The organism is Nocardiopsis synnemataformans (assembly GCF_965343085.1).
Taxonomy (GTDB): domain Bacteria; phylum Actinomycetota; class Actinomycetes; order Streptosporangiales; family Streptosporangiaceae; genus Nocardiopsis; species Nocardiopsis alborubida.
Map to the genome: position 1 here is coordinate 60,782 of NZ_CBDRFA010000046.1, position 6,959 is coordinate 67,740.

Consider the following 6,959-nt stretch of genomic DNA (forward strand, 5'->3'; position numbering starts at 1 on the left):
CTTTGGTCGCCCTTGGGCTATTGGTGGTAATGTCTGCGTCTGGTCTCATATTCTGGGCTGTGCGTGGGGTGGTTAGAAAGAATAGAGAATAATGTAATATCCAACTGTTCTGGAACCTAGTTTCCCGTGTGTGCTGGCTCTGGCCGCTGAGGGGTCGGAGGCTGAGTCCCCGGACGTGGTCTATGACTACAGCCCCTACGGCGAGCGCACCTCTGAGAGCCTGGAAGGGACCGCAGCTGCGGCGTTGAGCCCGTTCGGGTTCACCGGCGCCTACCAGTTCCAGGACGGCACGGTGCACCTGAACCACCGCTTCCACAGCACGTTCACGATGGGCTTCACCCAGCCGGATCCGTCCCGGCAGGAACTCAACAACTACGCCTACGCCCAGTGCGACCCCATCAACTTGATGGATCCGACCGGTCTCGTTTCTTGTACTGAACAGGCCATAGCCGGGCTTGTTGTTGCAGGCCTGTTCCTTCTCAGTACTTTCTTCATTGCGAGTACAGGCGGAGCGGCACTATTCTTCATTACTGGGGCGGCCACACTGTGGGGAGCGACCTTCTATCAGCGAGGTGGATGCCCTCCTGCTGGCCGGTTGCTGTGAAATAGTGAAACCAACAATAAAAGACGGAGAAGCCGAGAGGTATTGAAGAGAAAAAAAGGAGTACAACCGGTAGAAGCGGCAGTTTTTTCCGTGGTGGCGCTTTCAGGAGCCGCAGTCAGCTTCCTGTATGGCGCATGCATTCCTGCGGCAATATTGCTCTGCATCTCTATTGCGTGCATCGTCGTTCTTTTCTTTTCCGCCACCCAGAAGAACGCATCGAGCAAAGACGAATAATAAAATATCGCAAGTGAGGTCTTTTCTCACTGACTGCGGGGGTCTGTCTGGGGCCATAAGATTCAGGCAGGCCCTCGGCACTACTCCTGCATGCACTCGAACACAACGAGGGCCCTCGATAAAGTGGTTTTTCCTTTCATTTCTTAGGGGAGACGGTCGCGTAAGAGCCCGGAGAGTGCAACGGTGGTGTAATCCAGCACGTTCAGGTTCACGTGTGCCTGCCAGCCCCAGGACGGCACAGTGCGCCTGAATCACTGGCTCCCACGACACCAAGACCCTCTACCCGGCCGAGGAGAACACCATGACCAGCCATCCACTGACCGCTGGAGATCTGCGCCGGGCCCTGAGCGATCTGCCCGACGACACACCCGTGCGCGCCCTCATCACCGCCCCCAGCGCTGACTACGTCGAACTGCACGTACTCACCAAGGTCAAGACTGATCAGCTCACCGTCACATGGAGATCGGGTCCGGTGTATCAGGGGCGCCCTTATCTTCGTCTGAACATGCGCCTCCAGCAAGGCACCGAGCACCACACCCTGACCGAGCCCGCTACCACCCAGGAACGGGTTGACGAAACCCGGAAATAGGACACTGGAACGGAACTGCGCCGCAAGAAGAAGGAGTGACCTCCGGTGAGGGGGGCGCGGGCACGACGGTGCCCGTGCCCCCTTCTCATGCGGTCACCAGACGCCGCGCAGGCTCCGGGGCGGTTCGGCGTCGAAGGCGGCCCAGACGTGGGTGCCGAGGCCGTAGCGGCGCGGAAAGGCGAAGCAGGCCCACGTGCGGGAGAGCTGGCTCACCAGCAGGAGTCCGCGCTGGCCCTCCGCCACCTCCCACTCCTCGTCGGTGCGCTCGGCGGGGACACGAGGCAAAGTGGAGCCGCCCGCGTCGCTGACGGTCAGGCGCAGCGTGCGCTCGTCCGGCATGGACAGGGTGCGAGTGACCCCGTCTTCCGGACGGGCGTACTTGCAGGAGTTGGCGACGAGTTCGCTGGCCACGAGTTTGACGGTCTCCACCAGGTCCGGGTCGAACCCGGTCAGGTCGCGGGCGAGTTCGGAGCGGACCCGGGCGAGTTCGGACAGGTCGCAGGCGTAGCCGCGGTGGCCCCAGAAGGCGAACGGGCCGGGAGTCGGTACCGGGTCGTGGACGAGTGCGTTGGTCATACCGCCACCCCGTCCGCGTACCGGGCGGGTGCGGCGGCGAGGAGGTCGCCGATGGGAACGGGCTCGGGGGCCGGAACCGCGACTGGAACCGGAGGCGGTGCCGGAACCGGAGGCGGGGCCTGGGCCGGGACGTGAACGGGCCCGTGCGTCCACGCGCGCAGTCGTATGGTGGCCTCGGCCTGGACGCGGGAGAGGTCGCGCTCGCGTTCGCGTTCGCGTTCGCGTTCGCGGGCGGCGTAGTAGGGCCTGACCAGGGCGATGTCGTCGGCCGGGAAGATCTCCGGGGCGGATGCCAGGCGTGGAGCGGGCACCGGGCGCGGAGCGGGACGCGGGGCCCTGCGCTGCGGGGTCGGGGGCCTGCTGGCCCGCGCGGAAGCGGGGGCGGGAGCCGGGGCGTAGCGGCGGACCCGGGTGGAACGGCGACGTCGGGCGGCGGCCGAGTGGCGTCCGCGCGCGGGGATGAAGAGGGATGTCACCAGACCCAGGGCACGGGTGAGAAGGGCAGCGCTAAACTGGCGCATGCTGGCAGTTCCTTGTCTTAAGAGTTTGGTGTGCTGGCCACGACCCCGGGCGGTAGGTAACCGTCGCGGGGTCTTTCGTGTTCAGTTGTGTGTTCGGGGAAAGATTAGGGGATTGCAAGAGGAGCGGATAATGCTACGGGGGAGTAGGCTTCGAAAAACGTGCGTAGATGAGCCGTATGTGCTGGTCAGGGTCTTGGGTGGAGCGTGGAAAATCTGGCTACCCAGGTTTTATGAGCTGCTCAAATATTCCGATTTGGTGGTTTTGCCCATGCTTTTTCGGGCATGCAAAATCCCTCGTCCTGAACGGACCACTCTTCACAGGCGTTCTTGCGCAGCCTCTCGCAAGCCCACAGCCTCCTGGTACCCATCCACATCAGCCAGGAGGTGGCGCAACCGGCTCTTCGTGGTCTCTCGCAATCCCCCGACAGGTACCGTCTCCAACACCCGTACCCCCAGTTCGGCCGCGCTTTCCCCGTCCCTAACCGCCGCCTGTGCGCGTGCCAGCACCACCATGGCCGCAGCCCACCCCGGTGATCCCACTCGCTTCAGCCTGGCTGACGTGTCAGCGTGGGAAGCGGCTTCAGCCGGGTCATGGCCCAACGCGGCCTCCGCCAGATGTAGTTCGAACTCCGCCCGGTCGAACCCGAAGCGGCCTGGTGCTTCTTCGGCGGTATCCATGTGCCGACGTGCTGAGATGATCGACCGGCGGACCTCGTTATGGTCCTCCAACGCGGCGAGCGGGCGTAGACGACACCACGCGGTGATCTGAGCGCGACGCAACGGGGTGTCCGCGAACCGGACGGCCTGGTCCGCCAGCTCCAACGAGTCCTCTGCCCGGTTCCGCCCCATCGTCACCATGGACTGGGCACCCAACGCCCATCCCGCCAACCACCGCTTCGACCAGGCCGTGGCGTACCTGATCACGGCCATGGAGAAGCACGGACAGCAGCTCGGCCTCGGCTGTGGGCCCCTGGTCGACATCGCCGTGCACGGGTTCATTCTCGACACGGTGAACTACCGCGATTTCTGTGAGCGTCACTTCGGCCGGTACCTGGAGCACGTGCCCGAGATCGAGTTCAAGTACGACGGGTCGGTGACCAAGACCGCCCACATCATCGAGAACAACGGGTTCACCGTGGACTGGCCCCTGTGGGACCGCGATGCCGCCAAGTGCACCCCCTGCTACCACGGTTCCGATTGCCACTGATCCCGGCTGAACACCCCCGGCCCCCTCACGGGTGTCGGGGTTTTCTCATGAAACCCCTGCCCCACGACCATGCTGGTGGTTACCGTGTGACTGGTCCTGACCACACTCCCCAGGGGCCACACGATGACCGTCACCGACCTGACCACTTACTGGGACCGCTACGCCAGCCAGCTCCCCACCCCGAACCGTGAGGACGCGCTCAAGGACGCTCTGCGGTGGTGCCAGTACGACGACCACGGGCCTGGCCCCGAACTCCTCGGTGAACCCGTAAGCGCCCTGGAACTGGGGTGTGGCCGTGGGGACGCGGTCGCGGCCCTGGCTGCCACGGGGGTGGAGGCCACCGGCGTGGACCTGTCGGGTGAGCACATCCAGGCAGCCAACCAGTGGTGGGGCGACGTGCCCGGTGTCCGGTTCGTCCAGGAAGATGTCGTGGACTACCTGTCCCGTAGCGAGCAACGGTGGGACGTGGCGTACTCGATGTGGGGTGCGGTGTGGTTCACCGACCCGGAGGCGCTGTTGCCGCTGGTGCGGCAGCGGCTCAACCCGGGCGGGCGGTTGGTGTTCGCCCACGCCCCCGCTGTCACCGGCGCATACGGGGTGCAGGGGATGTATGCGAACGGGTTCCGAGGTCGCCAGGTGTGGGTGCACCGATGGGCCTACGAACCTGGAGCGTGGGAGGAGATCCTGACCGGACACGGGTTCAGCCGGGTACGGGTGTGGGAGGAACCGGCTCCGGAAGCCGACCATGTGGGGACCCTCATCGGGGTCGCCACCCGATAGTTCCTGTGCCTTCGGTCGGTGTCGGCATCCCAGGGAAGCCTCAGCCGGTGTCCAGATGGACCAGGCCCCTGTCAACTCGTCTGACGGGGCCTGGTAACGCCTCTTGCTACTCGCTGCGCACCGCGCTCAGCAAAGCCGTCCACTCGGAAGCTGGGGCGGTGAGGTGTCCGGCCTCGCGGTGGACGGTGTCGCGGACGTCAGCGCCGGAGGCGTGTTCGCGGACCTCGACGCACTGGCTTCCGTTGCTGCTGTAGCTGCTCTTGTGCCACTTCTGCACGGCTTCTCCTCGGCTGGGATCAGACGGCGGAGGTCTTCACCCCGCGCAGGAACGATGCCCAGGAGTCGGCGGAGTACTCGATGTGTCCGGCCTCGCGGTGGACGGTGTCGCGGACGTCGGCGCCGGAGGCGTGTTCGCGGACCTCGACGCACTGGCTTCCACTGTCGCTGTAGCTGCTCTTGTGCCACTCGTCGCTCATGATGCTTCCAATTCCCTCAACAGCTGCCGGGACTCTCTAGCGGGCAGCGCGGACGCCAGTCCCTTTCTTACCAGCGTCTCCATACGCGGATGGCTATCGGACTCCAGGATGACGTTTCCAGCGATGTAGTCACTGGAGACGGCGACTCCCCCGTCAAACAGTCGGAAGAGTTGGACGGGCGCTGTCACTCCCAGCATGAAGACTCCCGGTGGCAGCAAGTGAACCTCCACCTTGCCCCCGTCCATCAGCTGCAGCAGGTGTGCCGCTTGTTCCCGCCGTACCTGGTCAGGTGTGCAGGCCAGCGCGCTGTGCGGGAACACGGCGGTCACCAGTGGGTTGTGGTGATGTTCGCGCAACACTTTGAGTCGACTGCATCGACCGTTGGTCCAGTGGTCGACGTCGGCATCCGAGGCCAGGGGTTGACCGTCTTTGAACACCAGTCGCGCGTAGGACTCGCATTGGAGCAGGCCAGGCACGAGCGTTGGCAACAAGTAGTCGATGGCCACAGCCTGTTCCTGCAACCGGGCCACGTTCAACTGCCACACCGGCAGTTCCGTCCCCGAGGTTTTCTTCCGCCACGCCTTGAGAAGCCTGCCGTCCGCCTTGAGCATCCGGTCCAGGGTCTCGGCGGTCTCCACGCTGGGTGTGAACTTCCCCGCCTCCCATCTGGACACGGACGCGGGCGACGTGCCTATGTCGAAAGCCAACTGTTTCTGCGTTCTCCCTGAGAAATCGCGAAACGTCGTGAGCAGGGAGGGGAAGTGATCTTGCGTCACCCTGCACAACTTACAGAGCCGTTGCGCTCCCTGTCATCCGTTCTCCCAAAAACGACAGACGGTGGAGATATCCCAAGCCCTGTGACCAGGGTGGACGCAGGTCACGAACCCGCAGGTAATTGCGTCCTGTTCGTGGCGATGTTCCGGAGGATGGTGATTTCAGGTGGGATCAGTGACAAGCATGCAATCGCGTCGGGGTGGTTCGGGTTCCGGTTCCCAGGACGGCGGCGGCACCGGCCGGTATCCGCTGCCCCGCAGGGGTGTGGACCCCCGCGACAGGGCGCCCCTGGTGCTGGACCAGCGCTGGAGCAGCCTCGGTTCCGCGCTCATCATCGCGGGGCGTCCCGACCAGGCTGCCCTGCTGCGCCGCAGGATCTCCGCGCTCTCCGCCCTGTCGCCGCTGGCGAGGGAAGCGGCCCAGGAACTGGCCAGCGAGGTGTTCAACAACGCGATCGCGCACACGCGCAGCGGCCTGTCCGGGGGCGAGGTCATCGTGAGCGTGCACCGGCTTCCGGGCCGCGTGCAGGTCAAGATCACCGATCAGGGGCCGATCGGCGAGGACTCCGTCACCACACCGTGCGTGCGGCCCCCCGATCCGCTGCGTGTGGGCGGGCTGGGGATGCGCCTGGTCGCCGCGCAGGCCAGCCGGTGGGGCACGCTCCACGAGGACGGCCGGACCACCGTCTGGTTCGAGATCGACCGGCCCGACCGCGGTTCCGACCGGTCAGTCAGGCACGTCGAGCGGTGACCCCGTCCCCCGACAGGAGCACGGTCCTCACGGATGCCCGAGCCTCCTGCCGCAGTCCGCCCGACCCCGCCCGCACCGCCCGAGCCGTGCCCCGCATCGAAACGCAGCACCATGACCGATTGACGAAGGGAAAACCATGACCACTCCCCCCAACGAGGACCGACAGGAACCGACCTCGGCCCAGGCCGTTTCTCCGCTGCGGTTCGTCTGGTTGGAGATCACCGGCAAGTGCCAGCTTGAGTGCGCCCACTGCTACGCCTCCAGCGGCCCGGACGGCACCCACGGCGTCATGACCAAGCAGGACTGGCGGAGGGTGATAGACGAGGTGTCCGCCAGCGGGGCGGGCATGGTGCAGTTCATCGGTGGTGAGCCCACGCTCCACCCCGACCTGGAAGAACTGGTCACGCACGCTCTGACCAGGGGGCTCGATGTCGAGATCTACACCAAC

At 65.1% G+C, this 6,959-nt stretch carries 11 protein-coding genes; 6 read left to right on the forward strand and 5 right to left on the reverse strand.

Annotation, left to right across the window (positions count from 1 at the left end; genetic code table 11):
- The first annotated feature begins 130 nt into the window (after positions 1-130).
- The gene (locus tag ACSIH6_RS24475) at positions 131-604 is read left to right on the forward strand and encodes an RHS repeat-associated core domain-containing protein (RefSeq protein ID WP_435110653.1); all 474 of its coding nucleotides are present in this window, start codon (positions 131-133) and stop codon (positions 602-604) included.
- Positions 605-1,139: 535 nt separating this feature from the next.
- Complete coding sequence (locus ACSIH6_RS24480; protein ID WP_435110654.1) at positions 1,140-1,427, forward strand: DUF6225 family protein; 288 nt, start codon at positions 1,140-1,142, stop codon at positions 1,425-1,427.
- 93 nt (positions 1,428-1,520) lie between these two features.
- Here ACSIH6_RS24480 and ACSIH6_RS24485 read toward each other — a convergent pair whose 3' ends face one another.
- Both ACSIH6_RS24485 and ACSIH6_RS24490 read right to left on the reverse strand, forming a co-directional pair.
- Entirely contained in the window at positions 1,521-2,003 is a 483-nt protein-coding gene (locus ACSIH6_RS24485; protein ID WP_435110655.1) for an ATP-binding protein, read from the reverse strand.
- Positions 2,000-2,524 carry a hypothetical protein gene (locus ACSIH6_RS24490; RefSeq protein WP_435110656.1) on the reverse strand — a complete coding sequence of 175 codons (525 nt, stop codon included), beginning with the start codon at positions 2,522-2,524 and terminating at the stop codon, positions 2,000-2,002. Before ACSIH6_RS24490 ends, ACSIH6_RS24485 begins: the two co-directional genes overlap by 4 nt.
- Positions 2,525-3,380: 856 nt before the next feature.
- On the opposite strand from ACSIH6_RS24490, the gene ACSIH6_RS24495 reads away from it, so the two are divergent.
- Together ACSIH6_RS24495 and ACSIH6_RS24500 are read left to right on the forward strand one after the other, a co-directional pair.
- Positions 3,381-3,731, forward strand: coding sequence for a UCP032817 domain-containing protein (locus ACSIH6_RS24495; RefSeq protein ID WP_435110657.1), 351 nt, complete (start codon positions 3,381-3,383; stop codon positions 3,729-3,731).
- A gap of 123 nt (positions 3,732-3,854) precedes the next feature.
- Complete coding sequence (locus ACSIH6_RS24500; RefSeq protein ID WP_435110658.1) at positions 3,855-4,511, forward strand: class I SAM-dependent methyltransferase; 657 nt, start codon at positions 3,855-3,857, stop codon at positions 4,509-4,511.
- Positions 4,512-4,617: 106 nt separating this feature from the next.
- Here ACSIH6_RS24500 and ACSIH6_RS24505 read toward each other — a convergent pair whose 3' ends face one another.
- Genes ACSIH6_RS24505 through ACSIH6_RS24515 form a run of 3 tightly spaced genes read right to left on the reverse strand, consistent with a single transcriptional unit; the run spans position 4,618 to position 5,763 of the window.
- The gene (locus ACSIH6_RS24505; protein ID WP_435110659.1) at positions 4,618-4,788 is read right to left on the reverse strand and encodes a DUF397 domain-containing protein; all 171 of its coding nucleotides are present in this window, start codon (positions 4,786-4,788) and stop codon (positions 4,618-4,620) included.
- Between the two features lie 19 nt (positions 4,789-4,807).
- Positions 4,808-4,987: a DUF397 domain-containing protein gene (locus tag ACSIH6_RS24510; RefSeq protein ID WP_435110661.1), complete on the reverse strand. Its 180-nt coding sequence runs from the start codon at positions 4,985-4,987 to the stop codon at positions 4,808-4,810.
- The gene (locus ACSIH6_RS24515; RefSeq protein ID WP_435110663.1) at positions 4,984-5,763 is read right to left on the reverse strand and encodes a helix-turn-helix domain-containing protein; all 780 of its coding nucleotides are present in this window, start codon (positions 5,761-5,763) and stop codon (positions 4,984-4,986) included. Before ACSIH6_RS24515 ends, ACSIH6_RS24510 begins: the two co-directional genes overlap by 4 nt.
- Before the next feature lie 181 nt (positions 5,764-5,944).
- Here ACSIH6_RS24515 and ACSIH6_RS24520 point away from each other — a divergent pair, with 181 nt between their 5' ends.
- Positions 5,945-6,511: an ATP-binding protein gene (locus ACSIH6_RS24520; RefSeq protein ID WP_435110667.1), complete on the forward strand. Its 567-nt coding sequence runs from the start codon at positions 5,945-5,947 to the stop codon at positions 6,509-6,511.
- Between the two features lie 136 nt (positions 6,512-6,647).
- Positions 6,648-6,959, forward strand: a 312-nt coding sequence (locus ACSIH6_RS24525) for a radical SAM protein (RefSeq protein WP_435110665.1), incomplete at its 3' end; no start/stop codon positions are given.